This window comes from Arthrobacter sp. NPDC056727 (genome assembly GCF_042790555.1).
Taxonomy (GTDB): Bacteria; Actinomycetota; Actinomycetes; order Actinomycetales; family Micrococcaceae; genus Arthrobacter.
In genome coordinates, this window is the sequence record NZ_JBHTZA010000004.1 from 117619 (window position 1) to 144411 (window position 26793).

Genomic DNA, 26793 nt, shown 5'->3' on the forward strand with positions numbered 1-26793 from the left:
CTAGGATGCGGCCGACGGCGCAGGGAAGCTTTGTTGCGCCATGTGTACCGGCGCGCCGCCCACCATCTGCAGGAACTCCCCTTCGGAAATCACCTCGATGGCCTGGCCGCGGTCGTGCAGTTCAAGGACGCGTTTGGCCTTGCCTGTGAGCCTGCCCGACCGCAGATCGTCGGAGACGAAGCCGTCCCCCACCACCAGGACGCTGGTCCGGGCCGTGACGCGGCTTTCCGGGCGCGCGCCCAGTTCAGCGGACCGCACCTTCGCCTCGGGCCGCGGCATGGCAAGTTGGCCGGTGAACACAACGGTCTGGCCGAACAGCGGATTCCCGGGTTCGGCGTCGGGATTGGGCTCGGGGTTGGGCCCTTCCTCGGGCCACCCGCTGCGGAACGGCCGGGCCGCACTGCTGCCGCCCGCGGAGGCGAGCGCCGCAACGGTCGGTTTGGAAAGCTCGCCGGTGGACGGGTCGAACGCCGGCTGCTGCGGTATGGCCAGCCCCAGGGAAAGATATAGCTCGGCGATGCTGTTGGCCCGGTTGCGCCCCGCGATGTCGATGAGGATCCCGGCGCACGCCCGGGCATCCTCGGCTGCGTCGTGGTGGTTCACCAGGGGCACGCCCGCCTCCTCCGCGGCAAAGGGCAGGGAATTCGAAACCAGCGAGTAGCAGCGCCGGGACAGCATCACGGTGCAGACGTAGTCGTAGGCGGGCCCGGCAAGTCCCGAGACCTCAAGCGCGGAACGGATGACCCCGAGGTCAAAGGCAGCGTTGTGTGCCGCGAGGATGTCGGCGCCGATGAATGCGCCGATCTCCGGAAACAGCTCGCCGAACCGGGGAAGGCCAGCCACCTGCTCGGGCCTGATGCCGTGGACACGGACGTTGTGATAGTCAAAGGAGTCGTGGTTGGCCGGGGGCCGCATGAGCCACGAGGCCTCCTCGACGATGACGCCGCCACGGACCTTGGTGAGGCCAACGGCACACGGCGAACCGCGGAAGCCGTTGGCAGTCTCGAAGTCGATCGCCGTAAAGTCCAAACCCACGGGGACAACTGTAGCCCGGCAGGGGCGCCGAACCCGTCAAGTACCCTTGAAACGTGAACTTTAATGCATTGAGCGACTTTGCCGTGCCCGCGCTGGGTGGCGCCGGCCCCGTCCAGCCGCATCTGGCATCATTCCTGCCGGACTGGCTCAACCCCCAGGTCTTCCTGGCCGATCCGGCCCTTGCCCCGTGGGTTGTTCTGCTGGTCTGCGGCATCATCTTCGCCGAAACCGGGCTGCTGATCGGATTCTTCCTGCCCGGCGATTCCATGCTGTTTACCGCCGGCCTGCTCGTGGCCACGGACACGATCAAATTCAACATCTGGCTCTTCGCCGCGCTGATCGTCGTATCCGCCATCATTGGCAACCAGTCGGGCTACTTCATCGGGTCCAAAGCCGGCCCGGCCATCTTCAACAAGCCTGACTCCAGGCTTTTCAAGCATGAAAACGTGGACAGTGCGCACAAGTTCTTCGAAAAGCACGGCGGCAAGGCCCTGATCCTTGCGCGGTTCGTGCCCATCATCCGCACTTTCGTCCCGGTCATCGTGGGTGTTGCCGGCATGGACAAGCGGAAGTTCTTCCTGTTCAACGTCATCGGGGCGTTCCTGTGGGGCGGCGGAGTGACCCTGCTCGGCTACCTGCTGGGGGACAAAGTCCCGTGGGTCCGCGACAACCTGGACATCATCTTCATCGCCATCGTCCTCATCTCGGTGATTCCGGTCGCCATTGAAGTGGTCCGCGGCATGACGGCCAAGCGGGAGGCTGCGGCCTTCGGCACGGACCCGGTGGAAGAGTTCATCGAGGAGCACGAGCCCGAGGCCGAGCGCAAAACGAACCTCGACTGACGGGGCCGCACTAGCAACGCGGGGTCACTTAGCGCCCAATGTTATGACCGGATTGGGCGGTAAGTGACCCCGCGTTGCTGTTTAACGCAGGGCTTCGACGATCGACGGAAGCAGCGCACGGAACGCCAGCCCGCGGTGGCTGATGGCGTTTTTCTCCTCCGGGCTGAGCTCGGCGCAGCTGCGGTCCAGGCCCACGGGTTCCAGCACGGGGTCGTAGCCGAACCCACCTTCGCCCCGCGGCGCACGGAGCAGCGTCCCGGCCAGCTGCCCGTACTCCACCACTTCACGGGCCCCGTCCCCGGATGCGGACGCCGGCACGGCGAGCGCGGCAGCGCACACAAAGGCGGCGCCGCGGTGGCCGTCCGGCACGTCGGACAGCTGGGCCAGCAACAGGCGCAGGTTGGCGTCGTCGTCACCGTGACGGCCCGCCCACCGCGCGGAAAAGATCCCCGGCGCGCCGCCGAGCACATCCACGGACAGCCCGGAGTCGTCCGCGATCGCTACCAGGCCCGTGGCTTCCGCCACTGCCCGCGCCTTCAGCAGCGAGTTCTCTGCGAACGTCACCCCTGTCTCCGCGACGTCGGGCGCGCCGACGGCGGCCGCGTCCACCACCTGGGTGTCGACGTCGAGCCCCGGGATCTGCCCGCGCAGCAGCTCACGCAGCTCACGCAGTTTGCCGGCGTTGCGTGTGGCCAGCACCAGCCGCGGAGCGTGGGAAGCACTCACGCCGCTGTTTCCACTCACGGCGCTTCGGCCAGGGTCTCGCGCTGGATGGCGGCCAGCTGTTCCGTCCCCAGCAGGGCCAGGTCCAGCAGCTTGTTGAGCTCGTCCCGGTCAAAGGGGGCGCCCTCGGCCGTGCCCTGGACCTCCACGAACTTGCCGGAGCCGGTCACCACGACGTTCATGTCGGTTTCGGCCCGCACGTCCTCGATGTACGGCAGGTCGAGCATCGGAATGCCGTCGATGATCCCCACCGACACGGCGGCGATGGTGTCGATCAGGGGCTGGGCGTTGCGGGCGATCATCTTGTTCTCGCGGGCAAAGCGGATGGCCTCGGCGAGCGCCACGTAGGCGCCGGTGATGGCTGCCGTCCGGGTGCCGCCGTCGGCCTGCAGGACATCGCAGTCCAGCACAATGGTGTTCTCCCCCAGTGCCTTGGTGTCGATGATGGATCGCAGCGAACGGCCAATCAGGCGGGAGATCTCGTGGGTGCGGCCGCCGATCTTGCCCTTGACGGACTCGCGGTCCGAGCGGGTGTTCGTGGCACGCGGGAGCATCGCGTACTCGGCGGTCACCCAGCCCCGGCCTTCGCCCTTGAGCCAGCGCGGAACGCCTTCGGTGAGGGAAGCGGTGCACAGGACCCGGGTGTTGCCGAACTCGATGAGGGCCGATCCCTCGGCCTGCTTGGACCAGCCGCGGGTGATGCTGATGGGGCGGAGCTGGTCCGGGGTGCGGCCGTCGGCACGGATGACGGGGGCAGTGGTTGCTTCGGAAGTCATGCCTTTAGCTTATCTAGGCTGCAGGTCCGACGGCGCCACGTCAGCTGGTGCCAGCTCCGGCGGTCCCAGCCCCGGCAGTCCAGGTCAGACGGAGCAGTGCAGTCAGACGGTGTAGTGCACGCCCGCCACGGCCACGGCCACGTCACCGGCGAAGGCGGGACGGGCCTCGGCCATGACCTTGGTCTGCGAGGTCCATACCGGAATATGGGTGAGGAGCAGGCGGCGGGCGCCGGCGGCGGTTGCCGCCTCCCCGGCCCGCTTGCCGGTCAGGTGGACGTCCTTGATGCCGTCGTCGCGGCCTTCCTCGAAGGCTGCCTCGCACAGGAAGAGGTCGGCGTCCTTGGCCGCCTCCTCCAGCCCGCGGCACGAGTCCGTGTCCCCCGAATAGGTCAGCACGCGCGTCGCCGTACCGCCGGCCGCGTCCGGCTCGGTGACCTCGACGCGCAGCGCATAGGCCTCCTCCACGGGGTGGTTCACGGCGAACGGGGTGACGGTGAAAGGCCCGACCGTGACCGACTGGCGTTCGGTCCAGTTGGTGAAGTCGAACTCCTCGTGCATGCCCGGATCAAGGTCCAGCCCGTAGGCAGTCGCCATCCTGTCGGCGGTGGCGGCGGGCCCCCAGACGGGGATCCTGCCGCGGTCCCAGCCGCCCGGCTTCCACCGCACCGCCACGTGCAGGCCGCAGAGGTCCATGCAGTGGTCTGGGTGCAGGTGTGTGAGGAAGATCGCGTCGATGTCCTCAAGGTCGGTGTAGCGCTGGATGGCGCCCAGGGCCCCGCTGCCGAGGTCCATGACCACCTTCCACACCCGTTCGCCGTCGTTGGCGGTCAGCAGGTAGCAGGAGGCAGGCGAGCCGGGGCCGGGAAACGAGCCCGTGCAGCCGACGATGGTGAGCTTCACAGGAAGGACCCCCCGCCCAGCGGCCCGGCAGCCTGCCCGACAAAGTTGGAGATGCGCGGGCGGGCGGCCGCCTCCCGGGCAGCGGCGATCATTTCAGGGGTGATCCGCGCCAGGCTGCCGGTGGGGTACTGCGCGGCGACGTGGTCCACGTGCTTGACGCTGAGCACCTCCGGTCCGAGGAACCTGCGGGCCAGCGCCTCGAACTGGCCGGGATCGCCGGTGGCGATGAAGCTGTGCCCGGGCGCCGCGGCGTCCGTCCGTTCAAGGCCGTTGCTGGCCAGTGCCCGGTAGACGTCCTTTGCGGTTTCCTCTGCGCTGGAGACCAGGGTGACGTCCTCGCCCATGACGTAGGAGATCACGCCGGTCAGGAGCGGATAATGCGTGCAGCCGAGCACCACGGTGTCCACGCCGGCTGCTCTCAGCGGCGCCAGGTACTCGCGTGCGACGTCGAGGAGTTCCGGCCCGGTGGTGATGCCGGCCTCCACGTAGGGCACGAACGCGGGGCAGGCCACGGAGGTGATCTCCAGGTCGGGTGCGGCGGCAAACGTGTCCTCGTAGGCCCGGGAGCCCACGGTGGCTGAGGTGCCGATCACGCCCACCCGGCCGGTGCGGGTGGCCGCGACGGCCCGGCGCACGGCCGGCTGGATCACCTCGATGACAGGGATCCCGTAGCGCGCCGTGTACCGCTCGCGGGCGTCGCGCAGCACGGCCGCCGACGCCGAGTTGCAGGCTATGGTCAGCAGCTTGACGCCGGAGTCCACGAGTTCGTCCATGACGCCAAGGGCGTTGGCGCGCACCTCCGCGATGGGCAGCGGGCCGTACGGGCCGTGGGCGGTATCACCGACATAGAGGATGGATTCATTGGGCAGCTGGTCGATGATCGACCGTGCCACCGTGAGGCCGCCGACCCCGGAGTCAAAGACGCCGATCGGCAGCGATCCCACATTTACGTCGCCGGCCGTTGCGGACTCCGCTGCAGCTCCCGCTGCCGGATCCATGCTCGATGCTGAAGTCATGATTATTTGAGGATAGGTCTTCCCGTGAGGTGCGGCCATCACTTGTGGCGAGCGACTCATGTCGAATTTGTCACACTCGGCGCGGCGGAAAACGGCCCACGCCGGACCGCGAACCGCGAAAAACCGTTCAGTGCCGCGAGTCCAGCGATTGCAGCATCGCCTGCACGAGCGACTCCTGCAGCCAGGTGGTGAAGTTGTAGACCAGCGCGAGGTAGCTTTCGACGTCCTCGGCCTGGGACCAGTCCTGCATCTGGTGCACGTGGTCGGCGTCCGCCTCGTCCCGGATGTCAAGGCGTTCGGCAAGCACCAGCCGCACGTCGTTCAGGGCCGTGGACCAGTGCCGGGCATCAGCCGGCGTCAGGACCAGATCGTCCTTGTCCAAACCCAGCGCGGCAGCGCGCAGCGCGCCGATCTTGCTCTCCCGCAGCGAGCGTTCGGTGAGCTGGCGGAACTCAAGCGAGGCGGCGGCGTCGTCCTTCACGGCGTTGGGGAGCAGCCGGCGGAGGGCGCGGTCAGACGGTTCCCGGGCCTCCAGGTCCAGTCCGATCAGTGCGGCGAGCGGATCCTCGGAGCCACGGTCCGCCGGCTCCAGCATGGAGATGACGTCGGCGAAGAGGCTGCGCAGCAGTTCCCGCTCGGCCGGTTCCAGGAAACCGGTGATGCCCTTAAGTCCGTATTTAAAAGCCTTAGCCACGTTTTCCCTTGCCCTTGCCCGGCTTGCCGCCCCCGCTGTCTCCGCCGGTGGCCTTCTCCACGGTGGCCCACAGGCCGAACCCGTGCATGGCGACCGCGTGCTGCTCCACCTGTTCCTTGCTGCCGTGGGCAACGATGGACCGGCCCTTCCTGTGGACCTCGAGCATCAGCTTGTTGGCCTTGGTTTCCGAGTAGCCGAAATAGCTCTGGAAAACGTAGCTGACGTAGCTCATCAGATTCACGGGGTCATTCCAGATGACAAGGTTCCAAGGGACGTCCGGGGCGGTCAGGGCCTCGGTGGACACCGCCGTCCCGGTCTGGATGCTCTCCTGGGTGTCAGGGCCGAGCGCAACGCTTGAGGTCATCTGTCCATTCTATGGGGAAGCCTACTAGAGTGATTTTTGTGAGTAACTCCGCCGGCTGGGAGCAGCCCCGCACGTCCCTGTTCACCGACCATTACGAGCTGACCATGCTGCAGGGGGCCCTCCATTCCGGCGCCGCGCACCGCAAGGCAGTGTTCGAGGCGTTCGCGCGGCGGCTGCCGGACGGCCGCCGCTACGGGATTGTGGGCGGCACGGGCAGGCTCCTGGAAGGCATCATGGCATTCCGCTTCGGCGAGGCGGAGCTCGAGTTCCTGGCGCGCACCGGCGTCGTTAATAAGGAGACCCTGGACTACCTGGCCGATTTCCGGTTCACCGGCGACATCTGGGGTTACGCCGAGGGCGAGGCCTACTTCCCCAACTCCCCCATCCTGATCGTCGAATCCACCTTCGCCGAGGCGTGCATCCTGGAGACGTACGTCCTGTCCGTCCTCAACCACGACAGCGCGATTGCCTCGGCCGCCTCGCGCATGGTGATGGCCGCCGGCCAGCGGCCCTGCATCGAGATGGGCTCCCGCCGCACGCAGGAGGAATCCGCCACGGCCGCCGCCCGGGCCGCCGTCATCGCCGGGTTCGACAGCACTTCAAACCTTGAGGCCGGCCTGCGGTACGGCCTCAAGACGGTGGGCACCGCCGCCCACTCCTTCACGCTCCTCCATGACACCGAGCGGGACGCCTTTGAGGCGCAGGTCGCCTCCCTCGGGGCCGGCACCTCGCTGCTCGTGGACACGTACGACGTCGAGACCGCCGTCCGTACGGCCGTGGACATTGCGGGGGACAAGTTGGGCGCCGTCCGGCTGGACTCCGGCGACCTGGTGGAACAGGCGCAGTGGGTCAGGCAGCTGCTGGACGAGCTTGGCAACCACCACACGCGCATCACGGTGACCTCTGACCTGGACGAATACGCGATTGCGGCACTTCAGTCCGCGCCGGTTGATTCGTACGGCGTGGGCACGTCCCTTGTGACGGGCTCGGGGGCTCCCACGGCAAGCATGGTCTACAAGCTGGTCAGCCGGACCAACGACGCCGGTGACTTCGTCCCGGTGGCCAAAGCCGCCAAAAACAAGACGAGCAAGGGAGGGCGGAAGTATGCCCTCCGCCGGCTCAACGACAACGGGACGGCAACCCAGGAGCTCATCGGCGTGGGCCACCGGCCTGCCGATGACGGCAACGACCGCACGCTGCTGCAGCAGTTCATCAAAAACGGTGAGCTCCTGCCCGGCTGGACGGGCCACGAGGGCGTCCTGCGCGCACGGCAGCGCCACACCGATTCGCTGGCCGAACTGCCGGCAGTGGTGCACCGCCTGCACCGCGGCGAGCCTGCTATCCCGACGCTCTACGAGGACAACTGAGGAGAACTGATGGCACGGGCACTCATCATCGTCGACGTCCAGAACGACTTCTGCGAGGGCGGCACGCTGCCCGTGGAGGGCGGGGCTGCCGTGGCCGGGGCCATCAGCGAGTACGTCGAGAACCACCACGGCCAGTTCGACCACATCGTGGCCACACAGGACTGGCACATCGATCCCGGTACCCACTTCTCGGAGGCCCCGGACTTCAAGGACACCTGGCCGCCGCACTGCGTCGCCGGGACCCAGGGTGCCGAGCTGCACCCTGAGCTGGACACCGAACACATCCAGGCGTACTTCCACAAGGGCCTCTACACGGCGGCCTACTCCGGGTTCGAGGGTCTGCTGGCACCCGAGGACGCCGTCCCCACCGGGGAGCGGCAGCCCGGTTCCATGCCCGGTTCAATGTCGGGCGCGGCCGACCCCGGCTACGCGCCCGAAGAGGACGCCATCGGCCTGGACGACTGGCTGCAGAGCCACGACGTGGAGGACATCGTGGTGGTTGGCCTGGCCACCGACCACTGCGTCATGGCAACATCCCTGGACGCCGTCCAGGCCGGCTACTCCGTCACCGTGATCAAACGGCTGACTGCCGGCATCGCCGATGACCTCGACGACACCTACGCCGAAATGGAGCTGGGCGGCGTCGACCTCGAGTAGCTGTGTCCTGCCTGGTTACGTCCTGCCGATGAACCAGTCCTGAAGCTTCTTCAGCCTGGACTGGAGCTGCTCCTCGTTCGCCTGGGCCACCGGCGGGCCGCCGCAGACGGTCCGCAGCTTCGTGTGCACCACCCCGTGCGGGGTACCCGTCCGCGCCGACCAGGCCGCCACGTTCTTGGCCAGCTCATTGCGCAGGTCCATCAGCATCCGGTGGTCGGGTACCGCCGGCGCAGCGGGCGCCGCTGCGGGGCTCTGGCGCTTTTTCCGGCCCTGCTGCTCGTGCTGGCGCTGGCGCAGCAGCGTGCCCACCTGCTCGGCGTCCAGCAGGCCCGGGATGCCGAGGAAGTCGAGTTCGTCCTCGGAGCCGATGTCGCCTCCCATGCCGAACTCGCCGCCGTCGAACAGCACGCGGTCAAAGGAGGCCTGCGAATCCAGGGCCTCGAACTTGCCCTTGGTCAGGCTGTCCGAGGCCTTCTCCTCGCGGTTGGCCTCGTCCATGAGGGACTCTTCGAGGTCCATCAGACCGTCCGGGTCGTCATTCTGCGGCCGGTCCAGGGCATGGTCACGTTCGGCTTCCATGGTGTTGGCCAGCGCCATCAGCGGGGGAACTGACGGCAGGAACACCGACGCCGTCTCGCCCCGCTTCCGGGAACGCACAAAACGTCCCACGGCCTGTGCGAAGAACAGGGGGGTGGAGGTGGACGTGGCGTAGACGCCCACCGAGAGGCGCGGCACGTCCACGCCTTCGGAAACCATGCGCACGGCAACCATCCAGCGTTTGTCGCCCGCGCTGAACTCCTCGATCTTGTTCGAGGCCTTCGCATCATCGGACAGAATGACGGTCGGCGACTCGCCGGTGATCTTCTTGAGCTGGCCGGCGTACGCCCGTGCGTCCTCGTGGTCGGTCGCGATCACCAGGCCGCCGGCGTCGGGAACGGACCGCCGGACCTCGCTGAGCCGTTTGTCCGCTCCCGCCAAAACGGCCGGGATCCATTCCCCCGCCGGGTTCAGCGCGGTCCGCCAGGCCTGGGACGTGATGTCCTTGGTGACCGCCGCCTCGCCGAGGGAGGCAGCCATCTCGTCGCCCGCACTGGTGCGCCAGCGCATCTGCCCGGAATAGGCCATGAAGATCACGGGGCGCACCACGTGGTCGCGCAGCGCGTTGCCGTAGCCGTAGGTGTAGTCCGACTTGGAGCGCCGGATGCCCTCGCGGTCCTCGATGTACTCCACGAACGGAATAGGCGAGGTGTCCGAGCGGAAGGGGGTGCCGGTCAGGGACAGCCGCCTGGCAGCCGGATCGAAGGCCTCGCGGAGACCGTCGCCCCAGGACAGCGCCTCGCCGCCGTGGTGGATTTCATCAAGGATCACCAGGGTGCGGGCGGCCTCGGTCTTGGCCCGGTGCAGCAGGGGCTTGCTGGCCACCTGTGCGTAGGTCACGGCCACGCCGATGAACCCCCGGCCGTGCTGGCCGTCGGAATTCTTGAAGTTCGGGTCGATGGCGATTCCCACGCGCGCCGCGGCGTCAGCCCACTGCCGCTTCAGGTGGTCGGTGGGCGCCACGATGGTTACCCGGTTCACCGTGCCGGCCTCGATGAGCATGGAGGCCACCCTGAGCGCAAAGGTGGTCTTGCCGGCGCCCGGGGTGGCCACGGCCATGAAGTCGCGCGGAGCTTTACTGAAGTAAAGGTCCAGGGCTTCCTGCTGCCAGGCACGGAGCTTCGGGGCGGTTCCCCAGGCTGCACGTTCCGGGTAAGCCGGGGGCAGGGTGGGTCCGCCGAAGAGTGTCTCCGTCACTATTTGTTGTTGCCTGAGTCTCCGCCGGACCCTTTGCCGCCGTCGTTGCCCGGGCGGAGGCCGTCATAGACCTCTTTGCACATGGGGCAGACCGGGAACTTCTGCGGATCGCGGCCGGGGGTCCAGACCTTGCCGCACAGCGCGATGACCGGTTCACCCGTCATGGCGGACTCCATGATCTTTTCCTTGCGCACGTAGTGTGCAAAGCGCTCACGGTCGCCGGGTTCCACTTCCTGGCGCAGTTCCTCGCGCTCAATGGTTGCGGTGGACGATCCGGCGCCGGAAAGCTCACGCATGGGGTCGTTGTCGAGAGGATCCGTCATGCTACTCATGGCATCCATCTTAGCCGTTCTGAAGGTGCGTCCGCGGGAGCCCCGGACACAGGTTCCGCTCAGAGCCCCTGCCACTCCGGTTTGTGCTCATAGGTGTGCCGGTAGTAGTCGGCGAGTTTCAGCGACGACGCTGCGGCCTCGTCCACCACGATGGAGGCATGCGGGTGCAGCTGCAGTACTGAGGCGGGACAGATCGCGGCAACGGGCCCCTCCACCAGGTCATGGACCGCCTGCGCCTTCTGGGCTCCCGTCGCCAGGAGGATGGCATGCCGGGACTCGAGGATGGTGCCCAGCCCCTGGGTCACCACGTGGTGCGGCACCTCGTCGAGGCTGCGGAAGAAGCGGGCGTTGTCCCGGCGTGTCTGCTCGATGAGCGACTTGATGCGGGTGCGGGAGGCCAGCGAGGACCCCGGTTCGTTGAACCCGATATGTCCGTCGGTGCCGAGGCCCAGCAGCTGCAGGTCGACGCCGCCGCGCTCCCTGATCCGCTCCTCGTAGGCCCGGCAGGCGGCGGGAAGGTCAGCGGCGCCTCCGTCCGGTCCGAGGACGTTGTCCGGGTCGATGTTGACCCGGTTCGCGAAGTCGCGGCGGATCACCTCGCCGTAGGACTCGGGATGGCCGGGTTCCAGCCCGACGTACTCATCGAGTGTGAATCCACAGGCCCGGCTGAAGTCCAGGCCGGCCTGCCGGTGGCGCCGGGCGAGTTCGTCGTAGACCGGCAGCGGCGATGATCCCGTGGCTAGCCCCAGGACGGCATCGGGCTTGCTGCGCAGCAGGCTTTCCACCGCGTCCGCCACGAGGGAGGCTATCTGCCTGCCGCCCGGAAGAATGACGACCTCCATGATCAGGCCTTTCTCTCAGCTGTCCTGCTAGTCAACCATGGCCGGAGTCCGCCCGGCAGAGCCACTTAGCGGTTGGCGTTTTCACCGGTTGCCTGGCTTCAGCGGTTTACGGCGACCTGGGCCAGGAGTTCCGGGCCGCGGGCATCGAGCCAGCGCCCGCCCACCCGGACCCCGGCAGTGAACAGTGCGGCGCCGAGGACAGGGCCAACTGCAAGGTTGATCCAGCCAAACAGCTGGTCTCCGGTGAGCATCTGCGCCAGGACCAGGCCGGCCTCGGGGAGGACCAGCACCAGCAGCACCCCCATCCCGCCAAACTGCACGGCGAGGGTCTGTCCCACATTGCCCGGGGGCTTTTTGAACGGGCTGTCCCCGGGAAGCGGCACGGCAATGGTGTAACGGGCGGACACCACGGACGACAGGCCCAGCCCCGTCAGCAGCACCCCCACGGACATCCCCAGGATGGCGGGCCACCACGCCCAGTCCCCCGTGATGAAGAACGGCACGACGGCGAGGATCAGCACTGTGGGCAGTGCGAAAGCCAGGCAGGCAAGGGCGCGCCCCAGCCGGTCATCGACACCGCGCACGCCGGCGGCGAGGTGCAGGGCAAAGGCTGTGTTGTCGTAGGACACATCACCCGAAATGGACCACGCCAGGAGGAACGCCGTGAGCGGCCCGGTGATCATGAGGACCCCGTAGTCGTTGGTCTGGCTCCCCTGGAAAGCCAGCACCACCGGCAACAGCGGAATCACCACCAGCGAACCTGAGTACCTGGGATCACGGAACCAGTAGGTCAGGGAGCGGGCCGTGACGGCCCCGGCCGGCGTCGCAGGCAGCACGGAGAACAGCCCCAGGCGCCCGCCCTTCCGGCGGCTGCTTCCGCTGTACGGAGGCGTCACCAGGGCCCGTGCCAGCAGCACCTTCCAGCACCAGGAAAGCCCCGCGAGCGTGGCCGCGGCGATGAGCAGTTTGAGCCCCGCGGCGCCAGCCTGTCCGGCTTGGAGGTCGCCGCCCAGCGACCACGCCGCCCCCAGAGGCGTCCACGAAATCCTGCCGGCCAGCTCGGACAGGAAGGCCCCGGAGCCCGCCATCCCCTGGAAGATGCCGGCGGTGATCGGGCCCAGGAGAACCAGCGGAACCATGAAGGCGATGCCGCTGACGTCCTTGAACCGCCGCGAGGCCGCCAGGCTGGCAGTGGCGGTGGTGACCACGCGGGAAAACACCACACAGGTGAGCACGCCCAGGACAGCGCCGGCCAATGCGCCGGCCGCGGGCAGGACACCGCGGGACCATGTGACAACGGTGGCCAGGGCGACGAGCAGGGTGGCCAGCCCGGGCAGCCCGATGAGGCCGCCGAGCGCCAGGCCGGCCAGGAGCTGCGGCATGGGCACGGCGGACGTCGTGAACCGGGCCGGGTCCAGCGTCATGTCCACGGCCGAGGCAATGACCGGCACAATCCCCCAGCCGAACAGGGCCGCTGAGCCGCCGAGAACCACCACGGTCCGGGCGAGAACCGGATCCTCCTGCCGCAGCAGGACCAGCAGCACCACGCACGTCCCGACCATTAACAGCGCATAAAGTCCGCCGAACGCCAGCCCGACGAGCTGCCAGGGGCTCCGCCGCAGGCCGTTCCGCAGCAGCGTGAGCTTCAGCCTCAGGAGGTGCGCAACCATTCGAGCCCCTCCGTCCGGCTCCTGCCGCCCACGAGCTGCACGAACCGCTCCTCCAGGGTTGCTCCGGCACGCACCTGCTCAACGGTTCCGGCAGCCAGAATCCGGCCGGCGGCAACCACGGCGACGTGGTCGCACATCCGCTGCACAAGGTCCATCACATGGCTGGACACGATCACGGTGCCGCCGGTGGCCACATACCTGTCCAGGATGTCCCTGATATTGGCGGCGGAGACGGGGTCCACGGATTCGAAAGGCTCATCCAGCACGAGCACTTTCGGAGCATGGATCAGTGCGGAGGCCAGCGCGATCTTCTTGGTCATGCCGGCGGAGTAATCCACCACCAGGGTGCCCGCGTCCTGGCTGAGGTCCAAAGCTGCCAGCAGCTCCCCCACCCGGGCAGCCACCACGTCACGGGCCATGCCCCGGAGCAACCCGGCATAGGTGACCAGTTGCTCGCCGCTGAGCCGGTCGAAAAGCCGCACCCCGTCAGGCAGGATGCCCATCAGCTTCTTGGCTTCGAGCGGCTGCGCCCAGACGTCCACCCCGTGGACCACCGCCGTTCCGAAGTCCGGGCGGAGGAGACCCGTAGCCATCGACAGGGTGGTGGTCTTTCCGGCGCCGTTGGGCCCGACAATGCCGAAGAACGAACCGGCGGGAACGTCGAGGTTGATGCCGTCCACCGCGATCTTGCTGCCGAACCGTTTGGCCAGCCCCCTGATCGAGAGGGCTACTAAGGGAGTGCTCATGCACTCACCCTAGCTGCGGCCGGTCCCCACGGGGATCCTCCGGAAGGAGTAAAACCGGCGGCTAGAAAGCACGGCTAAAAAGCACGGCTAAAAGGCACGGCGCGGCACAGCCCGTTCGTACTGCGGCGCCCAGCGCAGGTCGTGGCCCAGTTCAAAAGCTGCCCGCAGCCACCAGTGCGGATCCCGCAAGGCCGCCCGGGCAATGAAGACGCCGTCGGCCTGGCCGGTGGCGACCACATGCTCTGCCTGTCCGGGGGACGTCAGCAGCCCGACGGTCCCCGTGGCCACTCCCGTTTCGCGCCGGATCCGTGCGGCGAATTCCGTCTGGTACCCGGGCCCCGGCTGGATCCGCTGGTGTGCCACCGCGCCACCGCTGGAGACGTCAACGAGGTCCACCCCGTGCTCGCCGGCCTGCGCGGCCAGCCGGACGGAATCCTCGATGCCGATTCCGCCTTCGGCCCAGTCGGTTGCCGAAATGCGAAGCAACAGCGGCATGGAGTCGGGAATGACGTTGCGTACCGCATCAATGACGGCCAGCGTCAGCCGGTTCCGCCCGGCCGCGTCGCCGCCCCAGGCGTCCGTGCGGCGGTTGATCAGCGGGCTTTGGAACTGGTGGAGAAGGTAGCCGTGGGCACCGTGCAGCTCGATCGTGTCGAAGCCGATGGCGACGGCACGGGATGCCGCGGCGGCAAAGTCGGCGATGACGCGCTGGATGCCATCCTCGGTCATGGCGGCGGGCGAGGCGTAGCCATCGAAGGCCTCGGCGCCCGGTCCCACAGTCTCCCAGCCGCCGTCGGCCGCCGGCACCGATCCGCTTCGTCCGGAGAACGGCCAGTACGTGGAGGCCTTCCGCCCGGCGTGGGCCAGCTGGGCGCCGATCTTCGTCTCGGCGGCACCGTGGCGGTGCACAAAGCGGACGATCCGCTCCCAGGCAGCAGCCTGCTCATCGTTGTAGAGCCCCGCGTCCCGCGGACTGATGCGGCCTTCGGCGTTGACTGCCGCGGCCTCGGTCAGAATGAGGGCCGCTCCCCCGGCGGCGAAGGATCCGAGGTGCATCAGGTGCCAGTCATTCGGCACGCCGGGCGCCTCGTCAGGTTCGCAGCTGTACTGGCACATCGGCGAAACCCAGCCGCGGTGCTGCAGCTCAAGGGACCGGAGCGCCAGGGGCTGGAACAGCGCGGGAACCGCCACTAAAAGAGCACCCGGGCCAGGGCCTGGCGGGCCTTGCCCACGCGTTCATCCGTGGTCCCCACGACCTCGAACAGCTCCAGCAGACGCACACGGGCGGTCTCGCGCTCGGGTCCGAGGTTCCTGCCGATGAATGCAACGACCCGGTTCAGGGCATCCTCCACGTGACCGCCCGCAAGGTCCAGGTCCGCGATGCCCAGCTGGGCCGTGAGGTTGTCGGGTTCATCCGCGGCGAGCTGGCGCAGGGCCTCGCCCTCGGGTCCGGAAAGGCTCTGCAGGCGCTCCATGAGTTCCACCTGCGCCAGTCCCGCCTTTGCCTCGGCATCGGCCGGCATCTCGGCCAGCGCCTGGCGGTAGGCGGCTGCGGCGGTGGCGTAGTCACCCTCTTCGATGGCGTCGAAGGCCTTCTGGTGCAGGGGCGGCAGAGTGGCAGGTGCGGGTTCTTCGGACGCGCCAGCGCCGCCGCCGACGTTGCCCGTTACTCCGTTCGCAGCCGCGACAGTCAGCAGCTCGTCCAGCAGGGGGCGGATCTGCTGTTCGTCGGCGCCGCCCTGGAAGAGCGGAACCGGCTGGCCTTTGAGTACGGCGACGGCGGTGGGGACCGCCTGCACCTGGAAGGCCTGGGCCAGCTGCGGGAACGCTTCGATGTCCGCAGCGGCGAGGACCAGGCTGCCGCCATAGCTCTGGATGATGCGCTCCAGGGCCTCCAGCAGGCTGGTGGATTCGGGCGAATAGCCCGCCCACAGGGCAAACACCACCGGCACTTGGGCGGACAGCTCGATCAGGCTCTGGAAATTTGCCTCGGTGACGTCCACCCGGAGGGCGGGTCCGCCGTCGGCCTGCTGGGCCGGCGGGGCGCCTGCCCCGGCGGCATTGTTCGGCGCCGGCGGCGCCGGCCGCTGCTTGAGCGAGGAGAGGTCGACGGCGCCGCGAAGGTTAATCTGGCTCGCGGCCGAAGGGACAGGACGGGAAGCTGGCGAACTCATAGCTCCCACTCTAGCCACAAGAGCGGCCGCGGTAGCACCGCGGCCGCTCCAGTGACGGCAGGTTTAGGGAAAGCCGTTCCCTACTTGAAGCTGGCGCCAACCAGTCCGCGCGTGGCGGCCACGAGCTTCATCGGATCCTTCGAGTCCGCCGGCGGGACGTACACGGCCACGGATTCGGCGAACTTCAGCACCATGCCGGTGGTGGTTTCCTTGCCGCCTGCGAGGACGGCCGCATCGTTGCCGATGGACAGCTTGTCGCCCTCCGCCTTGGGCGTTCCGTCGAAGTTGAAGGTCAGCCGGCCCAGGACCAGGGCCCCGCCATCTTCCGTGCGGTACACAACAGTGTTCTCCGGAACAACCTTGTGCGTGAACGCGAACTTGCCGTCCACGCCGTCCTTCACGATGTCAGCCTGGTAGGACAGCGTGTCCGCGATGTACGGGGAGGACTCCCCTTCCACGAGCTTGCCCTTGAAGGTGGAGTTGGACTTGGTCAGCCGGTCCGCCAGACCGGCGAGCGCTTCCTGCCCGCTGTAGAGCAGGCCTGACTTGTCCCCTGCGGCGAGCGACTCGGTGCCGCCGCGGACGATCGCCGGGAAAGTGGTGCCGGGCTGCAGCGGGGACGTGCCCACGAGCTTGTAGTTCTCCCGCGGGGACTCCTGCACGAGCGTGAGCAGCTGCGGCACAACATTGCCTTCACCCTGCGTGACGGCAAGGACAGAGCGCGGCCATTCGCGCTTGTCCGTGACCACCGTGGTCAGGAGCTTGGTGGACCGCACGGGCATGCGCGCGTCGTAGGAGGCCACCCGCGACCTGATCTTGTAGTTCTGCGTGCGGACTTCGAGCTCCGTCCCGGCAACGCGGGCGGCAAGCTTCCTGGCGTCCTTGGCGGCGTCGCCGGCGTCAGTGGCGCTGGCCACCTGCTCCAGGATGCGGCGGAACTGGGCGTCCAGGACCACCGGCGTGCCGCCGGCCCGTGGGGCGGCAGAGGCGCCCGTCGTCGCTGCAGTCGTGGAGGTGGGGGCAGAGGACGTACTGGCCTGGGCGGCAGCCGCGGTGCCGGCGAGAACGGCGGCGGTGCTGGCCGCAACCAGCAGACTGAGCCGTGCGGAGGAGGACCGGTCGCCGGCCTTGGCTGCTGCCTTGGCGCGGGCGCGCCGCGCAAACAGGCTGCCCTGCTTCTGGCTGTCCGTGCTGCCGGAGGACCCGCCGTCAGCAGACCCGCCGTCCCGGGGCGCGCCGCCCTTGGGCTTGAGGACCAGCAGTGCGCCGCCGGCCACGATCAGGAGCCCGCCAAGGACCATGAGCGGCACGGCCCACGGCATGGTGGTGTCATTGGGGAACGTCATGGAGATGGACGACGGCGCGGGCTTCTTTCCGTCCGCTGCGAGCAGCAGGGACCACTCGCCGTCGGCCGGGGCGGACCACGTGTAGTCCAGCTCGCCGCTGGCGTTCTCGGTGCTGACCCAAAGGTCGGAGCCGGCAGGCGACGGCGCGCTGGCTTCTCCCCCGGTGTGCTTTACCTGCAGCGATTTCTTGTCGTCGGAGAGCCCCGTGACGGTGTTGTGGGCGGTCTTGCCTACCCACGCGTCGACGTCGTCCGGCCGTCCTGCCGCGAGCAGGAAGCTGCCCTCGCCCTTGACCTTGATGGTGACCGTTCCACCTTCGAGGGTGCGCAGCTTCTGGTCGATAACTGTCAGGGGGGCGGCTTCGCCGGCGGAAGCCGTGGCCGTCACGGTCTCGGCGGGGGCCCAGAAGGTCTTCTGCCCGATGCCGGCCAGCAGTGTCAGGAGGCCGAGCAGCACAAGTGCAACTGCAGTCTTGAAACGCAAAGGAATACCTATCATCAGCGGGGGTTTAGCTTCAATAGTAACCGTTTTGTTACCAATAGGCCGGATCGGGGGCTCGAGAGGCAGGCTGCCACTCCGGGGAAACGCCGCCCGCCCGTCTATTCACAAGGCTGCTGATAGTGTTTGCGATGATCATCACACCCGGCCCGCAGCGGCGGCGCCACGGACGGTAAAGGCATCAAAAAGCAGTGACTGAACACACGGATCCGTCCAAGCGCGGCCCCGAAGATCTGCCCGACGCCGCCTCCTCCCGGAGCCTGCCCGCCCCCCACGAAACTGCAGCCCAGGACACTCCGGCAAAGACGAAGGGCCGCCCGGCCGCCCTGGGCACGGTCCTCAGGCGCCTGCGCCAGCCAATCCCCGGCGCCCAGCCCAGGCTCCGGTTTGAGTTTCCGCCTGAACATCCCGACAACGTCGAGGCAGAGGAAACCGGGGACACCGAACGTTTCGGTTCCCCCGGGCCCCGCATCTCCACCCAGCACCCGCTGTACCTCGGTTTCATGGGCACCGTGGGCGTTGGCCTGGCCCTGCTGGTGTACTGGATCGGATCCCACACCACCCAGCTGCTGCTCTGGATCGTTGCTGCCCTGTTCATCGCGCTCGGCCTGGACCCGGTGGTGCGCTGGCTGGAGGGACGAAAGATTCCCCGGCCCGCCGGCATCCTCGTCTCGGTATCCGTGCTGATGATCGCCGTCGTCGGCTTCTTTGCCACGCTCATCCCCACGATCGTGGAACAGGTGACCGAACTCGTGAAGCAGGCCCCCGTATGGGTGCGGGACTTCATCAATTCAGATTTCTTCCGGACCCTCGACAACCAGTTCGGCGTCCGGGACCGCATCACCGAGGAGCTGGACAAGTTCGTCAAGAACCCCGAGGCCATGAGCGGCATCTTCGGCGGCGTCCTCGGCTTCGGGTCAACGGTGGCCAACGGCCTCTTCGGCACACTGATCGTGCTGGTGCTCAGCCTGTACTTCCTGGCAGCGCTCCCCGCCATGAAGAGATGGGGCTACCGGCTGGCGCCGCGGTCCCGCCGGCACCGCGTGGAAGCCCTCTCTGAGGAGATCACCCGCTCGGTGGGCAACTACGTCATCGGGCAGGCGGTGGTCGCCCTGCTGAATGCCACCTTTGCCTTCATCGTCATGTCCATCATCGGCGTGCCGTTCGCCGTGCTGCTGGCCTTCATCGTGGCACTGCTGGCCTTCATCCCGCTGGTCGGCGGGCTGATCGCCGGCGTGGTGGTCATCCTGATCACCCTGACGCTCGGCTGGCAGTCGGCCCTGGCCTACGCCATCTGCTACTTCGCCTACCTGCAGTTCGAGGCGTATTTCATCTCGCCGCGCATCATGCAGAAGGCCGTGGCGGTGCCCGGCGCCGTCGCCGTGATCTCGGTGATTGCCGGCGGCAGCCTGCTCGGCGTCCTGGGGGCGCTCATTGCCATCCCGACGGCGGCCGCCACCCTGCTGCTCATCAAGGAAATTTATATCGTCCGCCAGGACAAGCACTAGACGCTTGCGGTGGCCACCGGCCCTTCCCATTCCTGCGGGAGGCCCGCGGCGCCGGAGCCGTCCCGGGTGACGTCGTCGACGATCTCGTTCAGCACCCGCGCGGCCTGCTTCTCCCCCACCCAAAGGTGCTTGGCGCCGTCGACCCCCACCACCCTGGCCTGGGGCACAAGGCTGAACCGGGCCTCCGCTGCAGCGGGCCGCAGGTAGTCGTCGTGTTCGGGCACCAGGACAGTCAGCGGCTTGCCGGATGCCGCCCAGAGCTTCAGGTGCTCGTCCGTGGCGCGGTGCAGGGGCGGGGACAGCAGAACGGCGCCCTCCACCGCGGAGGCCACCGGTTCCACGGCGCCGTACATAAGGGCGAGTTCAGTTCCGAAGGACCAGCCCACGAGCCATCGGTTGGGCAGTTGCCGCTCCACGGCGAAGCGAACAGCCGCCTCCACGTCGTACCGCTCGCCAATGCCTTCCTCAAACGTTCCGTCGCTGGTTCCGCGCGGCGAGGAGGTGCCCCGGGTGTTGAATCGCAGCACGGCCACGCCCGCCAGCGCCGGGAGACGGTAGGAGGCTTTGCGGTACACGTGGGAATCCATGAAGCCGCCGTGGGTGGGCAGCGGATGCAGGGTGATCAGCGTGGCGGTGACCGGACCCGATTCGGGCAGCGCCAGCTCGCCCACCAGCGTGTGGCCGTCCTCAGTGCGCATTTCAATGTTCTCGCGCCGGGCAGGAAGCACCGTTGAGGCGCGGATGGCAGTGGATGCTGATGGCTGGCTGAAAACGTACGACGCCGGGTCAAAAGTCATGCGCACCAGCTTATCTTCCGGCCGGGTTGCGCCCGGACACGGTCCCGTCCGTTATCTGAATCGGAGATTTACCGGTACCGGAAGTTCCGCGACGTCCAGCAATTGGTGTGCCAGTGGCGCCGCTCAGCCAGTCCCGCGGCGGCGCCGAACAGGTGGTCGTCCGCCCAGACCACCAGGTGGGCGATGCCCGGCGGAACAGCCGTGGAGCAGCCCGGGCAGATGTACGTTTTTTCGGCGTTGCGGGCGGTCATGGTCCGCACCATCCAGTCCCCGTCCGGCGCGCTTTCCCGGCGGGCAATTCCAGCCCGCGCCCGCTCCAGGTCAAGTTCCGGCGCCGGACCTGCACCATGCTTCCGGCCCCCCGGGGCATTTCCGGCCGCACCGCGACCGGTGTTGGTACGGCGGGGACGGTTGGAGCGGGGCATGCTTCCATTCTGCCCTAGCCGGGGGCCCGCCCCGCCCAGCGTGACCCTGTGCTACTGGCAGCCATGCCGCGCCCCTGCGCTGGGGCCCACTGCGGGGAAGCCACCGCGGAGAAGGTATGGTGTAGGGCGTGCGTCTCGTCATAGCCCGTTGCTCCGTTGATTATGTTGGCCGGCTTAAAGCCCATCTCCCCCTCGCCACCCGGCTCCTGCTGGTGAAGGCCGACGGCTCTGTGCTGGTGCACTCCGACGGCGGCTCCTACAAGCCCCTGAACTGGATGAGCCCGCCCGCCGTCCTCCGCGTCACCTCCCCGGAGGACACCGACGTCGAGGTGGGCGTCGTCGAGCAGTGGACGGTGCAGTCCGCCAAAACGGACGACCGGCTCATCATCAACATCCATGAGCAGATTCACGACAGCTCGCACGAGCTGGGACAGGATCCCGGCCTGATCAAGGACGGCGTCGAAGCGGACCTGCAGCGCCTCCTCGCCGACCAGATCGAAACCCTCGGCCAAGGATTCTCGCTGATCCGGCGGGAGTACTTCACCGCCATCGGGCCCGTGGACATCCTTGCCCGGGACGCCGACGGCGCCACAGTGGCCATTGAGCTCAAACGCCGGGGCGACATCGACGGCGTGGAGCAGCTGACGCGCTACCTTGAACTGCTCAACCGCGATCCGCTGCTGGCACCGGTGCGGGGCATCTTCGCCGCCCAGCAGATCAAGCCCCAGGCCAGGGTGCTCGCCACGGACCGCGGCATAGACTGCGTGACGCTGGATTACGACGCAATGCGGGGCGTTGACGACGTCGAATCCCGGCTTTTCTGACCGCCCGGCTCCGTAGCCACGGGGTGATCAGGCGTTTACCCGGCTTTTGCCCAAAATTTGCCGGAATTCGCGTTTTGACCGTTGACCAGACCGTTTGCCCATGAAATTCTTGTATCAGTCTTTGTGTAGGTGTTTTTCATGCTCGCAAGACATGTTGCGAGCGCGAAGCTCCTGCAATGCAATTCCGGCTATCGGGGGCGCTGCCAGGATTCTTCTCGCGGAGTAACCAAGACCAGTACGAGGTGTGCTGGCCTTAAAAAGTTCCATACTGAGGAGAAATAAATGGCACAGGGAACCGTCAAGTGGTTCAACGCTGAAAAGGGCTTCGGCTTCATCACCCCGGACGACTCCGATGGCGATGTCTTCGTTCACTACTCCGAGATCCAGACCGGCGGCTTCAAGACCCTCGACGAGAACCAGCGCGTTCAGTTCGAAATCGGCCAGGGCGCCAAGGGCCCCCAGGCTACGGGCGTAACGGTCGTCTAGTTTCGGCTTAAACCAAATGATCCTCGGCATTCGTGCCGGGGATCATTTTTTGTCACTAATGTTTTCAAATCCTGAAACATTTACCGCCTGACAGCTCAGCGCCACGTTCCGACGCCAATGACCGGGCCCGCCTCCAGCCACGAGGACAAACCCGTGTAGGCGTCGAACTTCATTGCCAGGAAAACGTCCTGCCCCTCGTAGCGAAGCTCCACAATCACGACGTCAGGCTGCACCTTGACCAGCTCAGCCTCCGTGGGCTGGCGCCGGCCCAGCAGCTCCAGCGAGCTCCGCTTGAAGCGGTGGCGGGGCCGGACACTCAGCGACAGGAGTTTGAACCACTCAAGCTCATTGTCCTGATAACGACAAACCCCCATCCGCCAGCTCTTTCCAGCCGTACGAATGGAGGCGTCCACCGTGCCCAGGGCGCGCCGCAGGTTGAAGCGGCGCACCCCAAACAGGCACAGCGTAAAAATCAGCACCGCAAACACGGTTGCTATCGCGATGAACGGAAAGGAAGTAACGTCCATCAGGGTTGTGCTATCGGATCCCCGCAGTGGCCGCGTCACCCAGTTGGGCGTTGTCAGCAACGATTACCACACGGTTGTTATCGACGGAGAAGAAACCGCCGTCAACATCCACGGCAATGCGGTCGCCGGAAACCGGCTCGATTGCCAGCTGACCCTCGGCCAAAATCGCCAGCACGGGCGAGTGGCCGGGCAGGATTCCGATTTCACCATCGCTGGTGCGGGCCTTGACCATCTTGGCCGCCCCGGACCACACAAAGTGGTCCGCTGCGACAATCTCAACCTCAAGCTCAGCCATATTACTTGGTCTGTTCCTGAATCTTGGCCCACTGGCGCTCGACGTCGTCCAGGCCACCGACGTTGAAGAACGCCTGCTCTGCAACGTGGTCAAGTTCGCCATCGCAGATGGCCGCGAAGCCTTCCACGGTGTCCTTGATGGAAACGGTGGAGCCCTCAACGCCGGTGAACTGCTTGGCGGTGTAGGTGTTCTGGGAGAGGAACTGCTGGATGCGGCGTGCACGCGACACGACGATCTTGTCCTCTTCAGAGAGTTCGTCAACACCGAGGATGGCGATGATGTCCTGGAGTTCCTTGTTCTTCTGCAGGATCTGCTTCACACGGACGGCCGTGTTGTAGTGGTCCTTGCCGATGTACTGCGGATCCAGGATGCGGGAGGTCGACGTCAGCGGGTCAACGGCCGGGTACAGACCACGGGAGGCGATTTCACGGGAAAGTTCCGTGGTCGCGTCGAGGTGTGCGAAGGTCGTGGCCGGAGCCGGGTCGGTGTAGTCATCTGCGGGGACGTAGATGGCCTGCATCGAGGTGATGGAGTGGCCCTTGGTGGACGTGATGCGCTCCTGGAGGAGACCCATCTCGTCAGCCAGGTTGGGCTGGTAGCCCACGGCCGAGGGCATGCGGCCGAGGAGGGTGGAAACCTCGGAGCCTGCCTGCGTGAAGCGGAAGATGTTGTCGATGAAGAGCAGCACGTCCTGGTTCTGCACATCGCGGAAGTACTCCGCCATGGTCAGTGCGGACAGTGCCACGCGCAGACGCGTTCCCGGCGGCTCGTCCATCTGGCCGAACACAAGGGCGGTGTCCTTCAGGACGCCTGCCTCTTCCATTTCAACCCAGAGGTCGTTGCCTTCACGGGTACGCTCGCCGACACCGGCGAACACGGAGGTACCACCGAAGTTGCGGGCAACACGGGTGATCATTTCCTGGATCAGGACGGTCTTGCCCACGCCGGCGCCGCCGAACAGGCCGATCTTTCCACCCTTGATGTACGGGGTGAGAAGGTCGATAACCTTGATGCCCGTTTCGAGCATTTCGGTGGAACCCTCGAGGGACGCGAAGGAGGGGGCCTTACGGTGGATCGGCCAGTAGTCCGAAGCCTGGATCTCGGACTCTTCGACGTCCAGCGGCTTGCCGAGGACGTTGAAGATGTGGCCCTTGACGCCGTCGCCGACAGGCACGGAGATCGGGGAACCGCTGTCCACTACGGACGTGCCGCGGACCAGGCCGTCGGTTGCCTGCAGGGAGATAGCGCGGACGAGGTTGTCACCCAGGTGCTGGGAGGTCTCGAACGTGATGGTCTTGGTCTCACCGTTGAGAGTGATCTCGGTGGTGAGTGCGTTGTAAATCGAGGGGATTGCGTCAGCCGGGAATTCGACGTCGACAACCGGGCCAATGACACGTGCGATACGGCCGGTGGCACCGGCCGTTGCGGCTACGTGTTCGGTAGCGGTGGCAGTCATCTCTCTCACTTCACTCGTAGATGGCGTGGGGTTAAGTTTATCTGTTGTGCAGGTCTGGCTGGATCCGAGATCCGGCCGGTCAGGACGCGAGTGCGTCGGCGCCGGCCACGATTTCGGAAAGCTCCTGCGTAATCTCTGCCTGGCGGGCGGTGTTGCGCAGACGCGTGTACTTCTTGATGAGCTCCGTGGCGTTGTCGCCGGCGGATTTCATCGCCCGCTGGCGTGCAGCGAGCTCGGAAGCCGCCGCCTGCAGCATTGCCGCGAAGATGCGGGATTCGATGTAGCGCGGCAGCAGGGCGTTGAGCACCTGTTCCGGCTCCGGTTCGAACTCGTACAGCGGCAGAAGTTCCGACTCGGAGACTGCCTGCTCTTCCACAACTTCGAGGGGAAGAAGGCGGATGACGGTTGGCTCCTGCGTCACCATGGACTTGAAGCGGGTGTACACAACGTGGATCTCGTCCACGCCGCCCTCTTCGAAATCAATGGCGAAGTCCTCGAGGAGTGCCGCGCCGATTTCCTGCGCCGTGGCGAACTCAGGGGCATCCGTGTTGCCGGTCCAGACTCGCCCGTACGGACGGCTCCGGAAATCGAAGTAAGCCTGCGCCTTGCGTCCCACGAGGTACGTCTTGACTTCCTTGCCTTCGGCGCGGAGCAGTTCGTTCAGGCCTTCGGCCTGCTTGAGCACGCTGGCGGAGTAGGAGCCTGCAAGGCCGCGGTCTGAGGTGATAACCAGAACGGCGGCCCGGCGGATCTGCTCCGGCTCGGTGGTCAAGGGGTGGTCGATTTCGCTTTGGCTTGCAACGGCGGAAACGGCGCGCGTGATCGCGTTCGCGTAAGGCAGTGAAGCTGCTACCCGGGCACGGGCCTTGCCAATGCGCGACGTAGCGATCAGTTCCATCGCCTTGAAGATCTTGCGCATCGACGTCGTCGAGCTGATCTTCTGGCGGTAGACCCGGATCTGGGCTCCCATACTTATCCTTTCCTAAGATCCCGGTGGCCGGGACTGCCGGACCCCCGAAGGGCTCCGGCAGTCCCTGCCAGCGAAACTAGCGCTTCTGCCTGACGATTTTTTCCTGGTCGACCTGACCCTCGGAGATAGCTTCATGCTCCTCGTGGCCGGCACCAACCAGCTTGTCGTCCCCCTCGCCGAAGAAGCCCTTCTTGAAGTCCACAATGGCGGTCTTCAGCGCTTCGACGGTGTCGTCGTCCAGGACGTTGGTCTGAGCCAGCGTCGTGAGGATTGAGGACTTGTGCTTAAGGTGCTCCAGGAATTCGGACTCAAAGCGGCTGATGTCCTCAACCGGGACGTCGTCCAGGTAGCCCTGGGTACCGGCCCAGATGGACACAACCTGGTTCTCGACCGGGAACGGCGAGTACTGGCCCTGCTTGAGCAGTTCCATCAGGCGGGCACCGCGGGTCAGCTGCTGGCGCGACGCGGCATCGAGGTCGGACGCGAACATCGCGAACGCCTGCATGTCGCGGTACTGGGCAAGATCCAGCTTCAAGGTACCGGAGACCTTCTTCATGGACTTGACCTGCGCGGCACCGCCAACGCGGGAAACCGACACACCAACGTCAACAGCGGGGCGCTGGTTGGCGTTGAAGAGGTCCGACTGCAGGAAGATCTGGCCATCGGTAATGGAGATCACGTTGGTCGGAATGTAGGCGGAAACGTCGTTTGCCTTGGTTTCGATGAGCGGCAGGCCGGTCATCGAGCCTGCACCGAGCTCATCGGAGAGCTTGGCACAACGCTCCAGCAGGCGGGAGTGCAGGTAGAAGACGTCGCCCGGGTAGGCTTCGCGTCCCGGCGGGCGGCGGAGCAGCAGCGACACGGCGCGGTAGGCTTCGGCCTGCTTGGACAGGTCATCGAACACGATCAGGACGTGCTTGCCGCCGTACATCCAGTGCTGGCCGATGGCCGAGCCGGCGTAGGGAGCGAGGTACTTGAAGCCGGCCGGGTCGGAGGCCGGGGAGGCGACGATCGTGGTGTACTCGAGCGCGCCGTTGTCCTCCAGAGTCTGGCGGATAGCGGCAATCGTCGAAGCCTTCTGGCCGATCGCGACGTAAACGCAGCGGACCTGCTTCGTCACATCACCGGAAGCCCAGTTGTCCTTCTGGTTGATGATCGTGTCGATGGCAATGGCGGACTTGCCCGTCTGGCGGTCACCAATGATCAACTGGCGCTGGCCGCGGCCGATCGGAATCATGGCGTCGATGGCCTTCAGGCCGGTCTGCATCGGCTCGTGCACAGACTTACGCTGGGTAACGCCCGGTGCCTGGAGTTCCAGGGCACGGGTGGTCTCGGCCTTGATCTCGCCGAGGTCGTCGATGGGAACACCCAGGGGGTCCACAACGCGGCCGAGGAAGGCGTCGCCGACCGGCACGGACAGAACCTGTCCGGTGCGGTGGACTTCCTGGCCTTCTTCGATGCCAGTGAAGTCACCGAGTACGATGACACCGATCTCGCGCACGTCGAGGTTCTGGGCCAGGCCCAGGGTGCCGTCTTCGAAGCGAAGCAGCTCGTTCGCCATGACCGAGGGAAGGCCCTCAACACGGGCGATGCCGTCACTTGCGGTGGTCACACGGCCGACCTCTACGCGCTCTGCGTTTCCGGGTTCGTAGGACGCCGCGAATTCGTTCAACGCATTACGGACGTCGTCGGCGTTGATGGTCAATTCGGCCATCTGCAGTCCCTGCTC

General features: G+C 66.6%; 28 protein-coding genes. 6 read left to right on the forward strand and 22 right to left on the reverse strand.

Features of this window, described 5'->3' with window-relative positions:
- On the reverse strand, positions 1–1035 hold the full coding sequence (locus ACFRAH_RS05470) for an exonuclease domain-containing protein (protein WP_377989898.1): 1035 nt from the start codon (positions 1033–1035) through the stop codon (positions 1–3).
- 68 nt (positions 1036–1103) lie between these two features.
- Between ACFRAH_RS05470 and ACFRAH_RS05475 the strand changes: the two genes are divergently transcribed.
- Positions 1104–1877, forward strand: coding sequence for a VTT domain-containing protein (locus ACFRAH_RS05475; protein WP_377990049.1), 774 nt, complete (start codon positions 1104–1106; stop codon positions 1875–1877).
- 81 nt (positions 1878–1958) lie between these two features.
- Here ACFRAH_RS05475 and rdgB read toward each other — a convergent pair whose 3' ends face one another.
- The 6 genes from rdgB to clpS all read right to left on the reverse strand — a co-directional run bounded on the left by rdgB (position 1959) and on the right by clpS (position 6350).
- Positions 1959–2603, reverse strand: coding sequence for an RdgB/HAM1 family non-canonical purine NTP pyrophosphatase (gene rdgB / locus ACFRAH_RS05480; RefSeq protein WP_377989899.1), 645 nt, complete (start codon positions 2601–2603; stop codon positions 1959–1961).
- Between the two features lie 14 nt (positions 2604–2617).
- Positions 2618–3376 (reverse strand): ribonuclease PH, encoded by a 759-nt coding sequence (gene rph, locus ACFRAH_RS05485; RefSeq protein WP_003805875.1) that lies wholly within the window; start codon positions 3374–3376, stop codon positions 2618–2620.
- 102 nt (positions 3377–3478) lie between these two features.
- On the reverse strand, positions 3479–4276 hold the full coding sequence (locus tag ACFRAH_RS05490) for an MBL fold metallo-hydrolase (protein WP_377989900.1): 798 nt from the start codon (positions 4274–4276) through the stop codon (positions 3479–3481).
- On the reverse strand, positions 4273–5331 hold the full coding sequence (gene murI / locus ACFRAH_RS05495) for a glutamate racemase (RefSeq protein WP_377990050.1): 1059 nt from the start codon (positions 5329–5331) through the stop codon (positions 4273–4275). Before murI ends, ACFRAH_RS05490 begins: the two co-directional genes overlap by 4 nt.
- Before the next feature lie 88 nt (positions 5332–5419).
- Complete coding sequence (locus tag ACFRAH_RS05500) at positions 5420–5986, reverse strand: DUF2017 domain-containing protein (RefSeq protein ID WP_377989901.1); 567 nt, start codon at positions 5984–5986, stop codon at positions 5420–5422.
- Positions 5979–6350 carry an ATP-dependent Clp protease adapter ClpS gene (gene clpS, locus ACFRAH_RS05505; RefSeq protein WP_377989902.1) on the reverse strand — a complete coding sequence of 124 codons (372 nt, stop codon included), beginning with the start codon at positions 6348–6350 and terminating at the stop codon, positions 5979–5981. The genes ACFRAH_RS05500 and clpS overlap by 8 nt, the downstream gene beginning before the upstream one ends.
- A 38-nt stretch (positions 6351–6388) precedes the next feature.
- Here clpS and ACFRAH_RS05510 point away from each other — a divergent pair, with 38 nt between their 5' ends.
- Together ACFRAH_RS05510 and ACFRAH_RS05515 are read left to right on the forward strand one after the other, a co-directional pair.
- Positions 6389–7717: a nicotinate phosphoribosyltransferase gene (locus tag ACFRAH_RS05510; protein ID WP_377989903.1), complete on the forward strand. Its 1329-nt coding sequence runs from the start codon at positions 6389–6391 to the stop codon at positions 7715–7717.
- 9 nt (positions 7718–7726) lie between these two features.
- Positions 7727–8374, forward strand: a complete 648-nt coding sequence (locus tag ACFRAH_RS05515; RefSeq protein ID WP_377989904.1) for an isochorismatase family protein — start codon at positions 7727–7729, stop codon at positions 8372–8374.
- Between the two features lie 15 nt (positions 8375–8389).
- On the opposite strand, the gene ACFRAH_RS05520 is transcribed toward ACFRAH_RS05515, so the two are convergent.
- The 8 genes from ACFRAH_RS05520 to ACFRAH_RS05555 all read right to left on the reverse strand — a co-directional run bounded on the left by ACFRAH_RS05520 (position 8390) and on the right by ACFRAH_RS05555 (position 17776).
- Positions 8390–10168 (reverse strand): DEAD/DEAH box helicase, encoded by a 1779-nt coding sequence (locus tag ACFRAH_RS05520; protein ID WP_377989905.1) that lies wholly within the window; start codon positions 10166–10168, stop codon positions 8390–8392.
- Positions 10168–10509 (reverse strand): DUF3039 domain-containing protein, encoded by a 342-nt coding sequence (locus ACFRAH_RS05525; RefSeq protein WP_377989906.1) that lies wholly within the window; start codon positions 10507–10509, stop codon positions 10168–10170. The genes ACFRAH_RS05520 and ACFRAH_RS05525 overlap by 1 nt, the downstream gene beginning before the upstream one ends.
- A 50-nt stretch (positions 10510–10559) precedes the next feature.
- Positions 10560–11342: a glucosamine-6-phosphate deaminase gene (gene nagB / locus ACFRAH_RS05530; protein WP_377989907.1), complete on the reverse strand. Its 783-nt coding sequence runs from the start codon at positions 11340–11342 to the stop codon at positions 10560–10562.
- A 98-nt stretch (positions 11343–11440) separates the two neighbouring features.
- Entirely contained in the window at positions 11441–13012 is a 1572-nt protein-coding gene (locus tag ACFRAH_RS05535) for a transporter (RefSeq protein WP_377989908.1), read from the reverse strand.
- Entirely contained in the window at positions 12994–13758 is a 765-nt protein-coding gene (locus ACFRAH_RS05540) for an ABC transporter ATP-binding protein (protein ID WP_377989909.1), read from the reverse strand. Before ACFRAH_RS05540 ends, ACFRAH_RS05535 begins: the two co-directional genes overlap by 19 nt.
- Positions 13759–13845: 87 nt before the next feature.
- Complete coding sequence (locus ACFRAH_RS05545) at positions 13846–14949, reverse strand: NADH:flavin oxidoreductase/NADH oxidase (RefSeq protein ID WP_377989910.1); 1104 nt, start codon at positions 14947–14949, stop codon at positions 13846–13848.
- The gene (locus ACFRAH_RS05550; RefSeq protein ID WP_377989911.1) at positions 14949–15932 is read right to left on the reverse strand and encodes a co-chaperone YbbN; all 984 of its coding nucleotides are present in this window, start codon (positions 15930–15932) and stop codon (positions 14949–14951) included. Before ACFRAH_RS05550 ends, ACFRAH_RS05545 begins: the two co-directional genes overlap by 1 nt.
- An 80-nt stretch (positions 15933–16012) precedes the next feature.
- On the reverse strand, positions 16013–17776 hold the full coding sequence (locus ACFRAH_RS05555) for a hypothetical protein (RefSeq protein WP_377989912.1): 1764 nt from the start codon (positions 17774–17776) through the stop codon (positions 16013–16015).
- 191 nt (positions 17777–17967) lie between these two features.
- Between ACFRAH_RS05555 and ACFRAH_RS05560 the strand changes: the two genes are divergently transcribed.
- Positions 17968–19284: an AI-2E family transporter gene (locus ACFRAH_RS05560; protein ID WP_377989913.1), complete on the forward strand. Its 1317-nt coding sequence runs from the start codon at positions 17968–17970 to the stop codon at positions 19282–19284.
- Here ACFRAH_RS05560 and ACFRAH_RS05565 read toward each other — a convergent pair.
- Positions 19281–20081: an alpha/beta hydrolase gene (locus tag ACFRAH_RS05565; RefSeq protein WP_377989914.1), complete on the reverse strand. Its 801-nt coding sequence runs from the start codon at positions 20079–20081 to the stop codon at positions 19281–19283. The genes ACFRAH_RS05560 and ACFRAH_RS05565 overlap by 4 nt on opposite strands.
- A 68-nt stretch (positions 20082–20149) precedes the next feature.
- Positions 20150–20506, reverse strand: a complete 357-nt coding sequence (locus ACFRAH_RS05570) for an ATP/GTP-binding protein (protein ID WP_377989915.1) — start codon at positions 20504–20506, stop codon at positions 20150–20152.
- A gap of 128 nt (positions 20507–20634) precedes the next feature.
- Between ACFRAH_RS05570 and nucS the strand changes: the two genes are divergently transcribed.
- Positions 20635–21330 carry an endonuclease NucS gene (gene nucS, locus ACFRAH_RS05575; RefSeq protein WP_377989916.1) on the forward strand — a complete coding sequence of 232 codons (696 nt, stop codon included), beginning with the start codon at positions 20635–20637 and terminating at the stop codon, positions 21328–21330.
- A gap of 282 nt (positions 21331–21612) precedes the next feature.
- On the forward strand, positions 21613–21816 hold the full coding sequence (locus ACFRAH_RS05580; RefSeq protein WP_003804766.1) for a cold-shock protein: 204 nt from the start codon (positions 21613–21615) through the stop codon (positions 21814–21816).
- A gap of 95 nt (positions 21817–21911) precedes the next feature.
- Here ACFRAH_RS05580 and ACFRAH_RS05585 read toward each other — a convergent pair whose 3' ends face one another.
- The 5 genes from ACFRAH_RS05585 to atpA form a co-directional block, all read right to left on the reverse strand.
- Positions 21912–22343: a DUF2550 domain-containing protein gene (locus tag ACFRAH_RS05585; protein ID WP_306924354.1), complete on the reverse strand. Its 432-nt coding sequence runs from the start codon at positions 22341–22343 to the stop codon at positions 21912–21914.
- Between the two features lie 10 nt (positions 22344–22353).
- Entirely contained in the window at positions 22354–22638 is a 285-nt protein-coding gene (locus ACFRAH_RS05590) for a F0F1 ATP synthase subunit epsilon (protein ID WP_306924356.1), read from the reverse strand.
- Position 22639: 1 nt separating this feature from the next.
- Complete coding sequence (atpD, locus tag ACFRAH_RS05595; protein ID WP_377989917.1) at positions 22640–24094, reverse strand: F0F1 ATP synthase subunit beta; 1455 nt, start codon at positions 24092–24094, stop codon at positions 22640–22642.
- 79 nt (positions 24095–24173) lie between these two features.
- A complete protein-coding gene (locus ACFRAH_RS05600; RefSeq protein ID WP_377989918.1) occupies positions 24174–25064 on the reverse strand; it encodes a F0F1 ATP synthase subunit gamma in 891 nt (296 codons plus the stop codon).
- A 76-nt stretch (positions 25065–25140) separates the two neighbouring features.
- Positions 25141–26778 carry a F0F1 ATP synthase subunit alpha gene (gene atpA, locus ACFRAH_RS05605; RefSeq protein ID WP_377951347.1) on the reverse strand — a complete coding sequence of 546 codons (1638 nt, stop codon included), beginning with the start codon at positions 26776–26778 and terminating at the stop codon, positions 25141–25143.
- Positions 26779–26793: the final 15 nt, after the last annotated feature.